The sequence below is a fragment of the Bergeyella cardium genome (genome assembly GCF_003614945.1).
GTDB lineage: Bacteria > Bacteroidota > Bacteroidia > Flavobacteriales > Weeksellaceae > Bergeyella_A > Bergeyella_A cardium.
This window is the reverse complement of record NZ_QYCZ01000001.1, coordinates 167,449-186,348: the sequence shown is the minus strand read 5'-3', so window position 1 is coordinate 186,348 and position 18,900 is coordinate 167,449. Positions and strand designations below refer to the sequence as shown.

The 18,900-nt window shown below is 41.0% G+C and carries 12 protein-coding genes; 2 read left to right on the top strand and 10 right to left on the bottom strand.

Features of this window, described 5'->3' with window-relative positions; genetic code table 11:
* Positions 1 to 187 precede the first annotated feature (187 nt).
* The 10 genes from D8991_RS00885 to D8991_RS00840 all read right to left on the bottom strand — a co-directional run bounded on the left by D8991_RS00885 (position 188) and on the right by D8991_RS00840 (position 14,897).
* Positions 188 to 988: a DUF6759 domain-containing protein gene (locus tag D8991_RS00885; RefSeq protein WP_120488316.1), complete on the bottom strand. Its 801-nt coding sequence runs from the start codon at positions 986 to 988 to the stop codon at positions 188 to 190.
* Positions 989 to 1,036: 48 nt separating this feature from the next.
* Positions 1,037 to 2,782 carry an aspartate--tRNA ligase gene (aspS, locus tag D8991_RS00880; RefSeq protein ID WP_120488315.1) on the bottom strand — a complete coding sequence of 582 codons (1,746 nt, stop codon included), beginning with the start codon at positions 2,780 to 2,782 and terminating at the stop codon, positions 1,037 to 1,039.
* A gap of 114 nt (positions 2,783 to 2,896) precedes the next feature.
* Positions 2,897 to 4,201 carry a T9SS type A sorting domain-containing protein gene (locus tag D8991_RS00875; protein WP_120488314.1) on the bottom strand — a complete coding sequence of 435 codons (1,305 nt, stop codon included), beginning with the start codon at positions 4,199 to 4,201 and terminating at the stop codon, positions 2,897 to 2,899.
* A gap of 157 nt (positions 4,202 to 4,358) precedes the next feature.
* Positions 4,359 to 5,696 (bottom strand): tetratricopeptide repeat protein, encoded by a 1,338-nt coding sequence (locus D8991_RS00870; protein WP_120489658.1) that lies wholly within the window; start codon positions 5,694 to 5,696, stop codon positions 4,359 to 4,361.
* Positions 5,697 to 5,910: 214 nt separating this feature from the next.
* Positions 5,911 to 7,296 (bottom strand): phosphoglucosamine mutase, encoded by a 1,386-nt coding sequence (glmM, locus tag D8991_RS00865; protein ID WP_120488313.1) that lies wholly within the window; start codon positions 7,294 to 7,296, stop codon positions 5,911 to 5,913.
* Positions 7,297 to 7,402: 106 nt separating this feature from the next.
* Complete coding sequence (locus D8991_RS00860; RefSeq protein ID WP_120489657.1) at positions 7,403 to 9,139, bottom strand: ABC transporter ATP-binding protein; 1,737 nt, start codon at positions 9,137 to 9,139, stop codon at positions 7,403 to 7,405.
* Positions 9,140 to 9,165: 26 nt separating this feature from the next.
* Complete coding sequence (locus tag D8991_RS00855) at positions 9,166 to 10,896, bottom strand: ABC transporter ATP-binding protein (protein ID WP_120488312.1); 1,731 nt, start codon at positions 10,894 to 10,896, stop codon at positions 9,166 to 9,168.
* Positions 10,897 to 11,007: 111 nt separating this feature from the next.
* Positions 11,008 to 11,721, bottom strand: a complete 714-nt coding sequence (locus D8991_RS00850; protein WP_162926716.1) for a DUF6261 family protein — start codon at positions 11,719 to 11,721, stop codon at positions 11,008 to 11,010.
* A 920-nt stretch (positions 11,722 to 12,641) separates the two neighbouring features.
* Complete coding sequence (gene feoB, locus D8991_RS00845) at positions 12,642 to 14,636, bottom strand: ferrous iron transport protein B (protein WP_120488310.1); 1,995 nt, start codon at positions 14,634 to 14,636, stop codon at positions 12,642 to 12,644.
* A gap of 30 nt (positions 14,637 to 14,666) precedes the next feature.
* Complete coding sequence (locus D8991_RS00840; RefSeq protein WP_120489656.1) at positions 14,667 to 14,897, bottom strand: FeoA family protein; 231 nt, start codon at positions 14,895 to 14,897, stop codon at positions 14,667 to 14,669.
* A 292-nt stretch (positions 14,898 to 15,189) separates the two neighbouring features.
* Between D8991_RS00840 and D8991_RS00835 the strand changes: the two genes are divergently transcribed.
* Complete coding sequence (locus D8991_RS00835) at positions 15,190 to 17,088, top strand: putative porin (protein WP_120488309.1); 1,899 nt, start codon at positions 15,190 to 15,192, stop codon at positions 17,086 to 17,088.
* A 23-nt stretch (positions 17,089 to 17,111) separates the two neighbouring features.
* Positions 17,112 to 18,698 (top strand): bacillithiol biosynthesis cysteine-adding enzyme BshC, encoded by a 1,587-nt coding sequence (gene bshC, locus D8991_RS00830; RefSeq protein ID WP_120488308.1) that lies wholly within the window; start codon positions 17,112 to 17,114, stop codon positions 18,696 to 18,698.
* Positions 18,699 to 18,900: the final 202 nt, after the last annotated feature.

Sequence of the window (18,900 nt, the reverse complement as noted above, 5' to 3'; positions counted from 1 at the left end):
AAATCGATAAATTTAAAATAATGATATACTGCTAATTATATTATAATAAAGGAAAAATCGAATGAAAATACAGCTTCATAAAAAAAGCATATCACTTCTCTCTTAGAGGGAAGTGATATGCTAAATATCATCATTTTTTATTATGCTATACTCTACATAAATAAAAGATATTTAAGTCTTTATATCTTTATTTTACAGGTTCAGGATTACCTAATGAAAGCATTAAGGCCTTGTCTATTTTCTTCTGTGAAGCATATTGAGCACCGCATACCAAACTTGTGAATAAATAGCTCCCTTTTTCTACTACTATAGAGTTTTCTTTTTTAGTAGGGACAGGAAGGCTGTATTTCTTACCTCCAGCTCCTTCCATACGCACAATAATATTACAGTCGGAAGTGTTTTCTATCATAACAACCGCTTCTTTAGAAGATGGGTCATTATCAAATAGGGAGTTAAGTAGGTTCACAGATTTTTTCTTCTGCTCTGCAGGAGATATGGAGATAAGCTTATTAAACTCTGCTTCTTCTGGATTTACATAATTTGCTGTACCTGCTGCCATAGCTGCTGCTGAACCAGAGTTTCCGTGCTGATATTGCTTATAGATATTCTTAGCATCATCTTCGGTCATATTACTACTGTTAATGAGGTCTTCTTTTATCTTGGCAACTTGTCTTTCACGGATTTTTGCACTGAATTCCTGAAAAGTCATCTTGGTAGATGGATGCTTTTTTAGTGTAGCAAGCATATCCTGCATTTGTGAAACCCTTTGGTCAAAAGGAAAAGCATTCTGTATGTACTCCTCAAGGAGTTGCATGAGTCTTGGTTTTAATACAGCTCTCCTTTGGTCGTTAGGTGCTGCATCTCTTAAAAAGGCATCTAGTTCATAAATATTATAGCTCTTCATAATATTACGATAGTTTTTCTTTTGGCTCTGAGCACCCATAAACACAAAAGAGAATATACCTAAAATTAATAATAACTGTCTCATATCATTTGTTTTTTAATTACTTTCTTTAAAAACTCTATAATAATATTTTTATTTTACTTGAATACTCAATTCATCCAATTGTTCTTTATGTACAGGCGACGGAGCGTCTATCATCACATCTCTTCCTGAATTGTTTTTCGGGAAAGCGATATAATCACGAATCACCTCATTTCCATCTAAAATAGCAACCAATCTATCAAAACCAAAGGCCAAGCCACCGTGTGGAGGCGCTCCGTATTTAAAGGCATTCATCAGGAAGCCAAACTGAGCTTCAGCATCTTCTTTGGTAAAACCTAATAAATCAAACATTTTGGATTGAAGCTCTTGATTAAAGATTCTGATTGAGCCACCACCGATTTCATTTCCGTTGAGAACCAAATCATAAGCATTGGCTCTAACTTTCCCGGGCTCTGTTTCCAAAAGACGAATATCCTCCTCTTTTGGTGAGGTAAATGGATGGTGCATAGCGTGGTACCTTCCTGTTTCTTCATCCCATTCGAGAAGAGGGAAATCCACAACCCAAAGCGGAGCGAATTCATTGTCCTTTCTCAATCCCAATCTGTTCCCAAGCTCCATTCTAAGAGCCGAAAGCTGAGCACGAACCTTATTGGTTTCTCCACTCATTACGAGAATTAAATCTCCTTTTTTAGCATTAAACTTATCCGCTATACCCTTTAAATCCTCCTCGTTATAGAATTTATTCACAGAGGAAGTGAGGGTTCCATCTTCTTGATACTTAACCCAAACCATTCCGCTTGCGCCGATTTGTGGGCGCTTTACCCAGTCGATAAGCTCATCTATTTGCTTCCTTGTGTAGTCCGCTTTTCCTTCTACATTGATACCTACTACGAGTTCTGCTTCATCAAATATTTTGAAATCTTTACCTTTTACAACTTCATTGAGCTCAATGAATTCCATTCCAAAACGAATGTCTGGTTTGTCATTACCATATCTTTTCATTGCCTCATCAAAGGTCATTCTTGGAAAGTCACCAATGGTGTTGCCTGTAATTTCTTCTAAAAGTTTTTTAGCCAAACCTTCAAAGACTTTCATAATATCTTCCTGCTCCACAAATGCCATTTCGCAGTCTATCTGTGTAAATTCGGGCTGGCGATCGGCACGCAAATCCTCATCTCGGAAGCATTTCACAATCTGAAAATACTTATCCATCCCTCCTACCATAAGCAGCTGCTTAAAGGTCTGCGGAGACTGTGGCAAGGCGTAGAACTGCCCCTGATTCATCCTACTCGGTACGATAAAATCCCTTGCTCCTTCGGGAGTAGATTTAATTAATACGGGAGTTTCAACTTCTATGAAACCCTGCTCTGAAAGGTAATTTCTAACTTTTTGAGCGATTTGATGTCTGAAAATTAATTTATCCTTTACGGGATTTCTCCTGATGTCCAGATATCTGTATTTCATTCGGAGCTCCTCACCGCCATCGGTTTCGTCTTCTATGGTAAAAGGTGGAAGCTGAGATTCATTAAGAATATGTAGATTTTCAACTAATATTTCAATTTCCCCCGTTGGGATTTTAGGGTTTTTAGAAGTTCTTTCTATTACTTTACCTTCTACTTGAATAACAAACTCGCGCCCGAGTTTTTTTGCTTTTTCGAGTAAGTCTTTGGACGACCTTTCTTCATCTAAAACAAGCTGAGTGATGCCATATCGGTCTCTCAAATCTACCCAAATCATAAAGCCTTTGTCTCTGATGGTCTGCACCCAACCAGCAAGGCTAACGGTCTGATTTAGATTTTTTAGAGACAGCTCTCCATTAGTATGTGTTCGGAACATAATTGATTATTTTTTATCTCCCTCTTTTTAAGAAAGTAAATGCAAATATATTATAAAAATCCCTTTTTCAGCAAAGAAAAAGGGATTTCTAAAACTTGAGTTCTAAATACTCATCTATTTAACGATAATCTTTCTGGTTTGAGAGGCTCCACCGTAAGATACTTTTAAAATATAAGTCCCTGTGGATAGAGATTGGAGGTTGATTTCCTTTTTATAAAGCCCTGTTTGGTTAGAAAGAGTAGTTTCATATACTTTTTTACCACTGAAGTCGTAGAGTTCTGCTGTACCTTTATTGTTATCCTTTTCTTTTACATCAAAAAGTAGGGTAGCTTTTTTATCTACAGTAGGATTTGGATAGATACCAAAATCAGCTTTTTTATTTAAGTCTTGTACACCGAGCTCTTCAGTGATGTTTTTATATTTAAAGGATAGGTTACCCGTAACTGAACCACTCATTCTGGTAAAGTACATTCTATAGTAATTAGCACCTTTTTTTACATAATAGACATAGCGATCTTTTAATATGAATTGAAAAGAATTACTATCAAAATTTTTCCAGTCATGCCCGATTGTGGTAATCATATCAGAAAATTCAGATTCCTTAGGCTCATCAAATTTAACGGTTGCTTGAGTTTCATCTGTATGTTTGGCAACTCTAAGGTTAAGATTTTGCACAGCTCCTACAGCATATAATCCTATGTCATTCAAATGGTATCTTTCAAACATTAAGTCCCAAGTGGTATCATTAGGCTCTGCATTATTAATAATGAGGTCTCTTTCCCTAGTACTATGTTTATAAAACTGGTAATAATCAAACAATGCTTTTCCCTCTCCTTTCGGAATAGTAAATGTTCTTGTTGCTCCCCATTCATTTATCCCAGCACCAGTCCAAAAAGCATATTTAATAAGATAGTCTCCTTTTTCACTTCTCTCTTCAATCATAAACTTTCTGTATTCTGGGTATTGGCTGTAATTATGCTTAATGATGAAAATCTTATTTCCTTTTATTGTATTCTCCTTTTCTTCCCACCATTTTACTTGCTGTAGAGCTCCGTTATAGACTTTATCGGTTTCATTTGGGTTATATAGCGCCTCCTTTTCCTTACCAGCAACTATATCTTCTGCATTTCCTATTTTATCCCAATCGCTTATATCATTACTTACCAGATAGGCAGACATTCCATTCATATCATTAAGCCTTGTACCCACTTCCTTACCTCTATAGAAAGCAATATCCCAGTTTTTTGCTCTTCTATTTTCAATAGCTCCATTATCAAAATTAAAGTATGCTCTTTCATAGTAATTCTGTTTAAGAGAAAGATTTACAGTAGAGTAGCCATTCTCGTCTGTATTTTGTGCAAATGCGCTAATAGAAGTACTTGCTACAAGAGCAATAGAATAAAATAAGTTTAATTTCATTGTCTTTTAATTTTTTTTAATAATGGGTACAAATGTACATAATAATCTTACATTAGTCTAATTATTTGGACGTAATGGGTTATGAATGTATGAATACACGGTAATCAACGGGGTTGAGTGCATAGTAAATCAAAGACTATGATTTAAATCATAGTCCTTATTTTATATCATCTTTTAGATTTTTCTTTCCTTTTTTATCCTCTCTGCTAATGTTAGGATACTTTCTAAGCATATCTTCAAAGAGGTTATCATCCAGTTTTAATGCTTTTTCTAAAGATTGTTTACCCTCAGACTTATTATTCAAGTTGTAATAAGCATTGCTCAGCTGATAGTAAAGCTCCGCCCGCTGATGCAGGTTAAGCGCCATATTAATAACCGTTACTGCTTCTTCATATTCCTCTATAAGCATTAATACTTCTGCGTAGGCATACCAGTTATAGAAGCCTTCGGGTTCGGTTTCAGTGATTTTTTTAAGGCATTTCAAACTGTCTTCAAAGCGGTTAGAATCAATATAAAGAAATGCCAGCCTCTTGTAATACTCAATATTATTTTCATTGAGAGAGATCGCTTCTTCTGTATAATAAATCGCTTCTGCCACACTTCCTATTTGTTCATACAAAAACGAAAGCTCTACCATAGAAAGATAAAACTGAGGATCTTCTTTTAGGGATTCCTGAAAGGCATGTATGGCGTTGAGAGTGCTTTTCATCTCTTTATAGCAGAGCCCTATTCGGTAGAAGGTATACGCTTTTGTGTATTCTTGGAGTAGCATTTCCTGATAGGTTTCTATTGCTTTCTCCCAATCTTTCATCGCTTCGTAGCAAGCTGCTTTATTAGAGTAGATACCTACTGCTTCACTGTTGATGGCTAAAATATAATTAAACCCTTTGATCGCTTCTCTGTAATTCTTCCTGTTGAAGTAGAACTGCCCATACTCAAACCAAGCAGTCTCGGAATAAGGGTATTTATCGAGATAGGAATTTAAAAATTCTATTGCCTCTTTGGGTCTTTTCAGTTTTGCATAGCAAGACATTATGTTTTCGAGTGGGTAGGCATCATTTGGGTCTGCTTCCAAAGCGTTTTTATAGTAGTTTAATGCAAGAAAAGGTTCATCTAAATTTATATACTCATCAGCGATGAAGTTGTAGAGGAAATTTTCTTCCTCACCATATTCCAATGCTTTTTTGCAATAATCTATCGAGCGTTTTGGGTTTCCAAGGCTGGAATAATATTTTGCACAGCAAACCAAGAAATCCATACTGTCCATAGAGATTTCCTGCAATTCGTTGATTAATTTTTTTGCCTCAGAATATTGCTCCAATTCCAGCAGTACTTCCAGGCGTTTTGTTTTGATTTCAATAGAGTTTGGGTGTAGCCTGGTGGCATACCGCACAGCAAGCTCAGCATAGTTTATATCTCCTATTTCAAGGTAATAGATGATAATATCTTCCAGCTCATCCGTATCAAAATAATACTCGTCATTATTCCCCAGCATTTCCTCAAAACGTTGAACGAGCCCATTTTCTAAAAATTCTTCTTCCAAATTATTTGTTTTAAATCAATGATAAGAGATGTAAAATTTCTTTATCAATGCTGCAAATGTAAGCAGATTAAAATTAATACTCTCTTAAATGAATATTTAAAAATTAATTGAGCTATCCCTAAACAGTGATAGCTCAATTAATATATTAAGAAAAATCTCGCGATGCCTACGCTATGATAAGTTTGATTTCATTAATAAAGCGATCCGCCAGCTCATCGGCTTCTTTTTGGGTTTTCGCTTCGGTGTAGATGCGGATAATCGGCTCTGTGTTGGACTTTCTAAGATGCACCCAACCGTCAGCAAAGTCTATCTTCACGCCGTCTATTGTGGAGATTTCCTCATTGCTGTACTTTGTTTTCAGTCTTTCTAATACCTTATCTACATTGATTTCTGGGGTCAGTTCTATTTTCTTCTTGCCCATAAAATAAGCGGGATAAGTCGCCCTAAGCGCCGATACTGTTTTGTTCTCCTTTGCCAAGTGGGTGAGGAATAATGCCACCCCTACGAGCGAATCCCTTCCATAATGCAAGTCAGGATAGATAATCCCACCATTGCCTTCACCACCGATAACGGCGTTTTTCTCTTTCATTAGGTGGACTACATTTACCTCGCCAACGGCACTGGCAAAATAGCCAGACCCAAGACCGCTCGCCACATCTCTCAGCGCTCGGCTCGAGGAGAGATTAGATACCGCCACACCTTTTTTATGCCTCAATAGATAATCGGCTACGGCTACCAGCGTATATTCCTCACCGAACATCTCGCCCGTCTCGTCTATAAGTGCTAATCTATCCACATCGGGGTCTACCACGATGCCGAGGTCTGCTTTCTCCTTCTTCACCCGTTCGCAGATGTCTGTCAGGTGCTCTTTTAGCGGCTCTGGATTGTGTGGGAAGTCTCCATTGGGCTCGCAGTAGAGTTTCACAACTTCGCAGCCGAGCTTTTCAAGCAGCGGAGGGAGCGCCAGCCCACCAGTGGAATTAACGGCATCAAGGACTACCTTGAATGTCTTTTGCTTCACAGCCACTGCATCTACCATCGGCAGGGCAAGGATTTTCTGAATATGAATATCAAAGCCATCTTCTCTATTTTCGTACTTACCAAGAGCATCTACTTCGGCATAATTAAAATCTTCGCTTTCGGCGAGGGCTAATACCTCAGCGCCGTTTTCAGCATTGATAAACTCACCTTTCTCGTTGAGGAGTTTCAGTGCATTCCATTGTTTTGGGTTATGGGAAGCGGTGAGGATAATCCCCCCATCGGCTTTTAGCTCTGGAACCATCACTTCTACCGTTGGTGTGGTGGATAGCCCAAGGTCAATCACATTAATCCCCAACCCTTGCAAAGTAGAGGAAACCAATGCAGAGACCATTTGCCCTGAGATTCTCGCATCTCGCCCAATAACGAGGCTCAGTGCTTTCTTTCCTTTTTTGTTTTGAAGCCAAGTACCAAACGCAGAGCTGAACTTCACCACATCGAGAGGGGTGAGGTTCTCATCTACTCTCCCGCCAATCGTACCTCGTATTCCTGAAATAGATTTTATTAAAGACATAAAAATATTGCTTTTAAAATGTATGCAAAAGTACTTAAAAAACTCCACACCTTGCAGGTGTCGTACCCACTGCGTAGGGAGCACTTAGGAATAATCGCCCCACCGGCTACGGTGTAAGTGCTCCCCACGCAGTGGGGGATTGCTGCAGTGTCCAGAGGCGATGGTAGATGCCCTGCTGGGCAAGGAGTTCTTGGTGAGTGCCTCGTTCGGCAATACTTCCTTCTTCAAGTACGAGTATTTGTTGGGCTTTACTGATGGTAGATAGCTTATGTGCGATGACTACTACGGTCTTTTCCTTTACGAGTTCTTCTATTGCCTGCTGTATATAGACTTCATTTTCTGGGTCAAGGCTTGCGGTAGCTTCATCTAAGAGTACGATAGGAGCATCTTTTAGGAGTGCTCTTGCGATGCTGATGCGTTGTTTTTGTCCGCCTGACAGCTTACTTCCTCCTTCGCCTACGGGGGTATGTAGCCCCTGTGGTAGCTCCTCTGCAAAGGAGAGGACTTGTGCTCGCTCAGCGGCTGAGTGTATTTCAGCTTCGGTAGCAGTGGGTTTGCCGACCTTAATATTATTATAAATAGTATCATCAAAGAGATAGACCTCTTGGAATACTTCGCTGATAAGCCCATAGAACTTCTCTTGGCGTATGTTTCGCACATCAATGCCTCCAATGCGTATCGTTCCGCTATTCACATCCCAGAAGCGAGCAATAAGAGAAGCGATGGTCGTCTTTCCCGAACCTGAATGCCCTACAAGTGCCGTCATTGAGTGCTCAGGTACGCTAAAATTAAGCCCTTTCACCGTTAGTTTATCATCTAAATAGCCAAAATCTACATCCTCAAAACTAATATCATAGCCTGTTGGGAAATCATCTTTAGCAGCTTGCATCGTTGGTTCGTTCAGTACGCTAATCACCCGTGTCATACTCTCGTTCATATAGCGAATCATTAGGTAATCTACCAGCAGTACTTTGATTGGGCTATAAAGCGTATAGCCTAAGATAAGGAAAGTGAGCAGTACAGGCACCGTAATCTGATGATGGGTAAGATAATAGATTCCGAGTACAATCATCACCAAAAAAGCAAATTCCAATAGGATAAACGAGAGGGTAACGCTCGGTCCTGGTATGGTTTCCAATCGAATGCTCTTACGCTTAAGGTCGGCATACATCGCTATAAGATGTTTATAATTCTCTCCTGTGTATCCATAAGATTTCAGGTGGCGTATGCCCTGTACATACTCTAAAAATTGTGCGGCAGATTTATTTCGTGCCTGCACTTGCCCTTTACTCAGCTGTAGCTTATCTACGATATAAGCACCACCTTTGATGAATGGGTAGAGCAGCGGTAGGGCTGCCAGTAGGCAGAGCGTCAGTTGCCAATTGCAAAAGAAAAGGAAGACCGAGAGCATTACAGTACCGAAGATGGCTGCACAGAGATTCCCAAAACTATGGCTAAAGATATGCTCAAAAGTAGCTACATCTTGTAAAATAACGGCTCCAATCTCACCTGGGTCTCGTTTCTTGAAAAATCCGAGTGAAAAGCCTTGTAACTTATTCCCCAGAAGTATGCGTACCGTTTTACCTATGCCATATACCCAAAGGTTAGAGCTTATCATAGCACGAGCGGCTACGAAAAGCTGCGCGATAAGCAAAACGAGCATTGAGAGGAGTACAGAATACATCACCCACATTCGGGGTTGAGGAGAAAAGAGCTCCCAGAGTACTACGAGTAAAAATCCTGAAGGCGCTGCCACAAACCAGCTGTGGATAATCTGTAAAAGTATCGTTTTGCGCGTACCCTTAGGGTCTAACGAAGTAATATATTTAATGTTTTTATACATAATTTTCTTTTTTCTTTGAGTGATTTCTATTGTCCCATTTGCCAGCTCGATGCCCTTTGATGTGCCTCCCACATTCTGCGGTACAGCGCTGAATTTTCTAAAAGCTCGGTGTGCGTACCTGTGCTGTTTATTTCCCCTTTATCAAAAACGATAATCTGATCTGCATCTGTAATCGTACTGAGGCGATGCGCAATAATCATTACCGTCTTATGATGAATCAGCTTTCTAATGACCTGCCGTATCTTGTGCTCATTCTCTGGGTCGGCAAAGGCAGTGGCTTCATCCAAGATAAGAATAGGAGCATCTTTGAGCATAGCTCGTGCAAGCTGGAAGCGTTGCTGCTCACCTCCGCTCAGGTGCACTCCATCTGCCCCGAAAGGCGTATCATAGCCCTGAGGGAGGCTGAGTATCAGGTCGTGAATTTGTGCCGAGCGGGCAGCATTCTCTATCTCTTCGCGGCTTTTATCCATTCCCATACGGATGTTCTCATACATTGTCTGCTGAAACATAAAGCTGTCCTGAAAAACAAAAGAAACCTGCTGCATCAGTTGTTCGGGAGGAAGCGAGCGTATATCCACTCCTCCAATACAAATCCTTCCCTCTTGTATGTCCCAAAACCGTAGCAGGAGCTGTGCTACTGTGCTCTTCCCTGCACCTGATGGGCCTACCAAAGCGGTAAGCGTACCTTCTTTGCACTCAAAACTGAGGTTGTGGAGTACTTTATGCTCACCATCGTAGGCAAAACTTACATTCTCAAAACGGATATTATGCCCCTCTGCAGGCGGATGACCCTCATTAGAATAGCTGAGCTCTGGCTCATTAAGAATACCATCGATCTGCTGTACTCCCCGCTTGATGAGCTCCAGCTGCATCACCATATTGCTCATCACCAGCACAGGGCGGATATAGCCCGTACCCAAGATAAGGAAGAGCATCAGGGTCGCGAGGCTAAGCCCATTGTGGAAGTAGAGGTAGAGCCCCACCGCTAATACAGGAAGTATGGCATTGCTTGCAAAGCTCATAAAGACAGCGAAAGGTGTGGAGCTCGTGCGAATCCATTCGCTGACGAAATAGTGGAAATTCTTCACCTTTATGCCGTATTTCTCAAAACTTTCGGCAGACTGCTGGAAGATCTTCATCACGGGGATAGCGCGTACATACTCCACGATGCCCGCATTCATCTCCTCGAGCGAGGCGTTGTATTGATCCACGAGCTGTCGCTCTTTCTTGGAAGCGAAGAGCGGTAGCAGTATCCCCAGCAGGACTAAGGGGAAGAGGCTTGCGAGCGCCAACCGCCAGTCCTCACTAAAAAGATAAGCAATCGTTACAAGTGGCAGTACAATAGCCTTTACAAAATCAGGAATTTGATGAGCGATGAAGGTCTCGATGCGCTCTACATCATCGGAAAGGATTTTCTTAAACACGCCCGAGTTGCGGTGGGTCAAGTATCCCATCGGCAATTTGCCCACTTTTTCAGTGATTCGTTTTCGCAAACCGAAGAGGATATTAAATGCTGCAATATGCGAGAGCACACCCGAGAACAGAAAGGCAAGCATACTGATGAGCACTGCAAATGCTGCCCACCATAGGTAATGGTTTATTGTGCTAAAGTCTGGACTGCCGTGGGTAATCTCGCGCAAAATATAGAGCACTAATATATAAGGAACCAAGCTGAGGAGGACGAATACTCCCGCTAAAATACAGGAGCCGATGAGGAGCCCTTTGCGCTCGCCTGCTATTTCTAAGAGCCGTTTCATTATTTATTGATTAATAGTAGGTGTTGTTCGTAGTTTTTGGGTTGCCTGAGAAAAAAAACTCCCTTTTTTATGGTAAACAGGGAGGCTGAGTTTCATTTGTTCGCAATCCCCTTAGGGTTTTGGGTCTTTCTTTTTGCTGGGGATTACCTCTCGTTTAAAGTGGGCTATCTCGGTGTTTAGGTAGTCGATAAAGTCCTCGTAAGGGGCAATTCCTTCTATCAGGGCAAGGGCATTGACCATTTTTACGAGTTCTCGGTAGGCGTTGTCAGAGTTTTTTCTGGCTTGTTTCAGTGCGCCTACTGCTTGGGTTGAGCGTTCGTCGGTTCGTTTGCTGGTCAGCCTGCGGACTTTCTCGTTTGCTATTTTCAGTTCGGCCACGAATGCTGTAAGCGAGAGGGTAGTGATTTGCGGGGCGTATTTCGTCTCCAAATCATCGATAAAGTTGAGGAGCATTCCTGTCTCTTTATCCAACTGGTCTTGAGGGTTTATGGAGTAGTCCTTAATGTGCTGCCACAGTTCCTTTGCAGCGACTTCTATGGAGGCTACGGGGAGTTTTCTATAGCCATCCACCACTTTTTTATAGCCCGAGTAGATGCTATCTCTCAGCTCATCAGCGGCGGCGATATCGTCTGTAGTGAGGGATTTCTGAGAGAGGAGCATTGCCTCGTCTTCTTTGTTCAGGGCATCGTTCAGGTTAGTTGCCAGCGCGCCCAATTTTGTTTTGAGGGTGTTATTGCTTTGCACCCTATCATTCACATTCTTAATAAACATGAAATGCGCTCCGTTGTTTAGTCTTACTAAACTGATGTCATTGATGTCATTCATAATAGTATCATTTAAAAAAAGTTAGATATGAAAATTTTCTTTGAGTATTTCCATTAACTCACAGTACAAAGGTATAAAAACTTTTGATATTTATAAGCTATATAAATAAAACAACCTGTTTTCAAGTGAATATTGATTATCGGAAACTTAAAAGTAACAAGATTCACGCGAATTTTCCTCCGATGAGAAAAATATTGACAAGATTCACGCGAATTTTCTTCCGATGAGAAAAATATTAACAAGATTCACGCGAATTTTCCTTCAATGAAAAAAATATTGACAAGATTCACGCGAATTTTCCTTCAATAAAAAAAATATTGACAAGATTCACGCGAATTTTCTTCCGATGAGAAAAATATTGGCAAGATTCACGCGAATTTTCCTCCAATGAAAAAAATATTGACAAGATTCACGCGAATTTTCTTCCGATGAGAAAAATATTAACAAGATTCACGCGAATTTTCTTCCGATGAGAAAAATATTGACAAGATTCACGCGAATTTTCTTCCGATGAGAAAAATATTGACAAGATTCACGCGAATTTTCCTCCAATGAGAAAAATATTGACAAGATTCACGCGAATTTTCCTCCGCACCGTAGCCGGTGAGGCAGCTACAGCGTGGCAGGCACTTAGCCACGGTGTGGCAAGCGATTATTTCTAAGTATGCTCTATGCAGTGGGTGGATGGGGCGATTATTTTTAAGTGCGCCCCACGCCAGTGGGTGGGAGAGGGTTTAGGGGTGAGAGTTTAGGGCAAAGTTTTATGAGCATCCACAGCCTTTGTCGCAACCTTTATTATTTTTTGAGGAAAAAGTGTTTTTAATCTTCCTGTAAATGGAGTAGCACGCGAAAATAACGACCAATGCGAGCAATATGTACTGAAAAACTAATGAAATTTCCATCTTGTTTAGGGTTTTTTGTTATTTAAAAATCTGATAGACGAAGAGAGAGGCGATGTAGGCAATCCCCGTCATCCCGACCAGCTGAAGGAGGGTGAGCTTTATGCTCTTCGTTTCCTTATAGACGATGGCAATGGTAGAAATACACTGCATTGCAAAGGCATAAAACATCAGGATGGAGAGCCCTGTAGCGAAACTGAAGACCTTTGTACCATCGGGTTTGAGGTCGGCTTGCATTTTTTCTATAATCTTACCTTCGGGGGCGTCTTCATCTAAGCTGTAGAGGGTGGAGATCGTTGCCACGAAAGTTTCCCTTGCTGCAAAGCTGGTCAAGATACCGATACCCATCTTCCAATCGTAGCCGAGAGGTTCTATTGCGGGCTGTATCACGGCTCCGACCTGTGAGAGGTAAGAGTCTTTAAGTTCTACATCGGTAGCGACCCATTCATCTTGGTTTTTACTCTCCCCGAAATAGCTCAGCACCCATAGGATAACGCTTACGGTGAAGATAACCTTACCCGCCCCAGTGATAAATGCCCAGACTTTGCTCAGTGTGAGCTTTAAATCCTCCCACCAGAGGGGCATTTTATAGGTTGGCAAATCCATCACGAGGAAAGAGGGTTGGTTAGGCTTAATGACTTTCTTTAGCACGAATGCAGAGATGAGCGCCATTGCAAACCCAAGGAAATACATCAGCAGGAGCATTAATGCCTTGTAACTAATACCGAGAAAACTTTCATCTGGGATAATAAGGCTGATGATGATGCTATAAATCGGGAGACGAGCAGAGCACGCCATAAAAGGCGTTACTAAAATCGTGATGAGCCTTTCTTTTACATTCTCGATATTCCTTGCTGCCATAATCGCAGGCACGGCACAGGCAGTTCCAGAGACAAGGGGCACAATACTCTTGCCATTGAGCCCAAAGGGACGGAGGAGTCTATCCATCAAGAAGACAACCCTTGCCATATAGCCCGAATCTTCGAGCACATAGAGGAGATAAAGGAGGATGAAAATCTGGGGTGCAAAGACCACAATAGCACCTATACCTGGTATGATGCCGCTGGTGATAAGGCTATTGATAGGACCTTCGGGGAGGAGACTTTCTGTAAGCTCCTGTATAGCTCCAAAGCCATCTTCAATCCATTCCATAGGATATTGAGCAATTGTAAATACCAGCTGAAAGATGGGCAAAAGGAGCATAGTAAAGATGATATAACCCCAGAACTTATGCACGAGAACTTTGTCGAGCTTCTCGGTGAGGAGCTCCTTAAAGCCAGCTTTTTTGGTGATTATCCCCGTGAGGATTTCATCTATATTCTGATAGCGCCTTACGGTCTCCTGTACCTGAAGCCTTTTGATATTAACACCCTTATCTTTTGATAGCGAGGAGGCATAATCTACCCACGCACGGTATTCATTCGAAGTGTCTAATACAGATTCTGAGATAAATCTCTTTTGCTCCAAAGGAATGTGGAAAGATGGAGCATCGGCAGATGTATATTCTGCATTGAAGAGGGATTCTCTGAGCTCATCTACTCCGATATTATCTTTGGCATTGGTGGTAATGACCTTTACACCGAGCTTTTGCTCCAGCATATCGATATTTATGTCTATACCTCGTTTTTTCGCTTGGTCTATTTGGTTAATGACGAGGATAAGGGGAATGCCCAAGTCCTGAATCTGGCGAAAGAGGAGCAAACCTCGCTTGATGCTGAGTGCTTCGAGGAGGTAGATAACGCCATTGTATTCGTTTTGGGAAGAGAGGAGCTTCTCGCTAAAAACCGCTTCATCTTTAGAAGTCGGATAGACACTGTACGAACCTGGGAGATCTGTAATGATGACTTTCTCTCCCTTATAAATATAGTCCCCCGTAAGGCTGGATACGGTAACCCCCGCATAGTTCCCTGTTTTTTGTTTTCGGTTGCAGAGGGCATTAAAGAGGGTAGATTTACCCACATTTGGATTACCTACGAGGAGAAATTTTTTGGTATTTGAGGTGGTATTTGGTTGCATTATCTTTTATTTATCGTCGTTTTGGAAGGCTTATCGTTTTTCTTGAACGATGATGAACTCGGCTTCGGTTTTTCTAAGAGCGATTCGGCTCTTTTCCTGCCCAAACTCTATATACAGCGGTCCGCCAAAAGGTGCCTGATAGAGAATCCGAAATGCGGTATTGGGCAAGAGCCCCATTTCTATAATTTTTGAGGGCATTTGCAGGGAGTCATTATCATACCCAGTGATAATACCGTCTTGGTTAAGGGGAAATGTGCTCATTTTAGTGTCTGTATTCTTTTCCAAAACTGATGATTTAATGAACTGCAAATATAATCTATTCTAAATATTATCTAGGGGGCTGAGGGGTCAGAGACCCTTTTATTACTTTTCTTAGTGCTAAACCTCTATTTCTATTTTCTCTTTGCTCATTTCTCTTTTGGATACTAGATTATCTCAAAAATTCATCCGTATTTTCCCTTATTTTATTAAATAAAATTCAGCTTTGAGAAGGGCTATTCATTATCAAAACTGAAAAAAGTTTTTGCTTACATTTGCGTACTATTTTCAATAGATGAAGTACCTATTTTTTATACTTATCATACTGGGAGCTACAGCAAAAGCACAAGAAGAAAGAAGCCTACCAACAGGAAAGGACTCAATAGTGATAGACAACGGTGGGAAGGACTCAATAACGATATTCCGACCGACGATTGAGGACTATAAATTCAGAACCGAAACGGCGGATTTCCAAAGTATAGATACTGCATTTACAGTGAATAAAAGCTATGCCTGCCCTCAATATAACAGCAGAGATAATTTCGGAAAAATGCAGTTTAATAACATCGGGTCGGGCTTTAATGACCTCATATTTAGACTGCGCAAAGAGCAAAACCTCAGCCTGCTACCGACGAATAAAAGCTACGCAATACAAGGCATCGACGATATAAAATACTACGATGTAAAGACCCCTACAACGGCATTTATCTACCATAATTCAATGAAAAATGGAGGAGCATTGCAAACGCTTTACACTCAAAACTTCGGGAAAAGGCTGAACCTCGCAATAGAATATACAGGGCTGAGGTCTCAGGGATTTTATACCAACAGCCTGGCATCTAATAACAATATCACCTTATCTGGAAGGTACTTGTCCAAAGACGAAAAGTATCAGCTTTATGGTCATTTTATACATCAGAATGTGGATAATGAGGAAAACGGCGGAATGAAAAACCCCGAACTCCTCAGCGATGATAACTATACCAACCGGCAGACAATCCCTGTAAAACTGACGGACTCTCACTCCCAATTCTCGTACAGGAGGTACTACCTTAGCCATAGCTTTTCACCTTTTGACAGGGAGAAACTGCCCTTTAAACTGTCGCACAAGCTGTACTACCAAATCAACAAGTACTATTTCAACATAGGAAGTACAGATACAGCTGTCTTTAACGACTATAACACCACCAAAAACGGAAATACGAAGAAATACTACAACCAGCTAAGCAATACTTTTAGTCTTGTGTTTGACAGACCTGCATTTTATTTGGATGCAGGGTTGAGGCACCAGAATATTATTTTGGGAGCGGAGAGCTATACAGCAGATACGCCTTACAATGAAGAGAAAAAAGAAAACAGGCTGGGGATTATAGGAAACCTAAAAATCAATCTCTGGGATAAAGTAGGACTGCATTCTTCTTTGGAATACTCCAATGGAAAATCTTTTGGAAACTTCCTAAGAACCGATAACCAACTGAAATTTGAACCTGTAAAAGATTTCTTTGTAGATGGGAAACTGCTATTCCAAAGTTCAGCACCGAGTTTTAATTATTTGGTAAATCTCTCACCAGTGAATGGTTTTAACTATGGTTTTAGAGATTTTAAGAATGAAAATATATTAGAAATAGGCGGTAGAGCTGGGATTAAATGGTTTGATGCAGAATTTTTTGCTCGATATTTTAGGATAGAGAATTTTGCGTATTTCACCTCCGAGGGGCAGTCTGCCCAGAGCAGTTCCCCTCTCAACATTTCCCAAATAGGAGGCGAAGCTACACTAAGCTATAATAAATTTCACCTGAATATGCGGTTGCACTTCCAGCATAACCTATCGGAGAACGCATTATTCCCCAGCCCAAAATTCATCGGTAGGGCAAATCTGTACTACAAAACCCCAGCATTTAAAAAGGCAGCAGAGATTATGGGAGGCATAAAACTGTACTACTTTACAAAGTTTGCCTCAAGGGAATACGCACCGATATTAAACGAATTTATCCTACCCGCTAATGGATATAATATCGGTGGACAGCCCATAGTAGAAGCCTACTTTAATATGAAAGTAAAACGAATGCAAATCTACCTGGAAGGGCAGAATATCAGTACTACTTTTGCAAAAAACAAGGCTTTTACAGCACCGTATTATCCGCTCTATGATTTTAGATTAAATATCGGGATTATTTGGTATCTCTTCCACTAGTCTACTCATTAAACCTACAAACTATGCAAGCTCAATCCATAGAAATTCCCTTTCAAGATATAGATAGCATCCCCCTCTTAATTAAAGATTTTCTTAATCATAAGCTATCCGACTTCAGCAACTATACCTTCAGCTTAGAGAATATAAAAGAGAGAATAAAAGAGAAAAAGGAGGCATTTAGCACAGAAAAAAGACAGATACTTAGTCAGGTCTTAGCCGAGCAATACCAAGATTTTGAACTGACCCAAGCCCAAACGCAGAACTTAGAAGCACTAAAAGAAGCGGATACTTTTAGCATTACTACGGGACATCAGCTGAATTTATTTACAGGTCCGAGTTTCTTTATTTACAAGATTCTCCAAACTATAAAAACAGCGGAATACCTCAACCAAAAGCTCGGAGAAAAGGTTGTACCTGTATTCTGGATGGCAAGCGAAGACCACGATTTCGAGGAAATCAACCATTTCAAAACACCTTCTCATTATTATGAATTTAAAGCCCCTTCTGGTGGAGCTGTGGGGAGGATAAAAGTGGAAGACCAGTCCTTTATCTCCGAATTTGAAAAGGAGTTTAAAGACTCCATCTTCGGTACGGAGCTCATCCTCTGGATGAAGGAAGCCTATGCCAAAGGCAATACCCTGAGCAAGGCAACAAGAAGCATTGCCCAGCGGCTTTTTGCCAGCTACGGACTGCTCTGTATAGACGGCGACCATCCGCAACTGAAGCAGCAAATGACCGGTATATTCCGAGACGAGCTCCTCCATCAATCCTTAAAGAGAGAGAGCCAAAGACTGGTAGATTTCCTCTCCCAAGATTACAAAAAAGTACAGGTAAATCCTCGCGACATCAACCTCTTCTACCTTACCAATACACGAAACAGAATTGAGCCACAGAATGAAAATTTTAAGGTTGTAGATACAGAATTGAGCTTTACAAAAAAAGAAATGCTGGCAGAGCTGAGCCATCCAGAACGCATCAGCCCCAATGCTCTAATGCGCCCGATATACCAGGAGACGGTACTGCCCAACCTCGCCTATATCGGGGGGAATGCAGAGATAATGTACTGGCTCGAGCTCAAAGACTATTTCCAGTACCTAAACCTGCCCTACCCTATCCTCATCCCCCGCAACTCAATGCTTTTCCTCACAGAAAAAACCCTAAAAAAAATCCATAAACTCGGGCTTAGTATTAATGATTTTTTCCGAAACTTTGCACAAGTCATCAGCGAACAGCTCCTGAAAAACCAACCCTTAGAAGCCCTCTTAAAGGAAAAAGAAAATACACTAAAAAACCTCTTTGGTGAGCTAAAAACAAAGGCATCTCTCACCGATATCAGCTTTAGAAACCTATTAGAGGCGGAGGAAAAAAGGCAAACAAAGTCCTTTCTCCGAATGCAAAAACGACTTCTAAAAGCCGAAAAAATAAAACAAAGCGAGCGCTTAGAACAGCTGGAGCGCCTCTTCTTGGAAGTCCACCCAATGCAAAACTGGCAAGAGAGGGTTATCAACTTCAGCTCCTTCTACGCAGATGAAGGGCAACAATGGCTAAAGACCTGCTACGAAAAAATGAATGTAGAGAAAGCAGCGGTTTGTGCTATAAGCAGCAATTGACTTCTGGCGAGTGGCAAATAGCAACTAGCTTCGCGCTATACGCTTCAGGCAGTAGGCGATGGGCAGTGCGTGATTAGTTTGTGAATAATCACCTGCCACGCTATTAGCTAAGTGCTCCCCACGCCAGTGGGTGGGGGTGGAGGATTTCTTTAAAAATCTTATCTTCGCCTGTGTAAAAAAGTGGGAGATTAGACAAAATAAT

What these genes read in the sequence shown, in the direction of transcription:
- D8991_RS00860 (WP_120489657.1), bottom strand. Translation starts at nt 9,139, where the DNA reads ATGTATAAAAACATTAAATATATTACTTCGTTAGACCCTAAGGGTACG.
- D8991_RS00850 (WP_162926716.1), bottom strand. Translation starts at nt 11,721, where the DNA reads ATGAATGACATCAATGACATCAGTTTAGTAAGACTAAACAACGGAGCG.
- aspS (WP_120488315.1), bottom strand. Translation starts at nt 2,782, where the DNA reads ATGTTCCGAACACATACTAATGGAGAGCTGTCTCTAAAAAATCTAAAT.
- D8991_RS00855 (WP_120488312.1), bottom strand. Translation starts at nt 10,896, where the DNA reads ATGAAACGGCTCTTAGAAATAGCAGGCGAGCGCAAAGGGCTCCTCATC.
- bshC (WP_120488308.1), top strand. Translation starts at nt 17,112, where the DNA reads ATGCAAGCTCAATCCATAGAAATTCCCTTTCAAGATATAGATAGCATC.
- D8991_RS00875 (WP_120488314.1), bottom strand. Translation starts at nt 4,201, where the DNA reads ATGAAATTAAACTTATTTTATTCTATTGCTCTTGTAGCAAGTACTTCT.
- D8991_RS00840 (WP_120489656.1), bottom strand. Translation starts at nt 14,897, where the DNA reads ATGAGCACATTTCCCCTTAACCAAGACGGTATTATCACTGGGTATGAT.
- glmM (WP_120488313.1), bottom strand. Translation starts at nt 7,296, where the DNA reads ATGTCTTTAATAAAATCTATTTCAGGAATACGAGGTACGATTGGCGGG.
- feoB (WP_120488310.1), bottom strand. Translation starts at nt 14,636, where the DNA reads ATGCAACCAAATACCACCTCAAATACCAAAAAATTTCTCCTCGTAGGT.
- D8991_RS00835 (WP_120488309.1), top strand. Translation starts at nt 15,190, where the DNA reads ATGAAGTACCTATTTTTTATACTTATCATACTGGGAGCTACAGCAAAA.
- D8991_RS00870 (WP_120489658.1), bottom strand. Translation starts at nt 5,696, where the DNA reads ATGCTGGGGAATAATGACGAGTATTATTTTGATACGGATGAGCTGGAA.
- D8991_RS00885 (WP_120488316.1), bottom strand. Translation starts at nt 988, where the DNA reads ATGAGACAGTTATTATTAATTTTAGGTATATTCTCTTTTGTGTTTATG.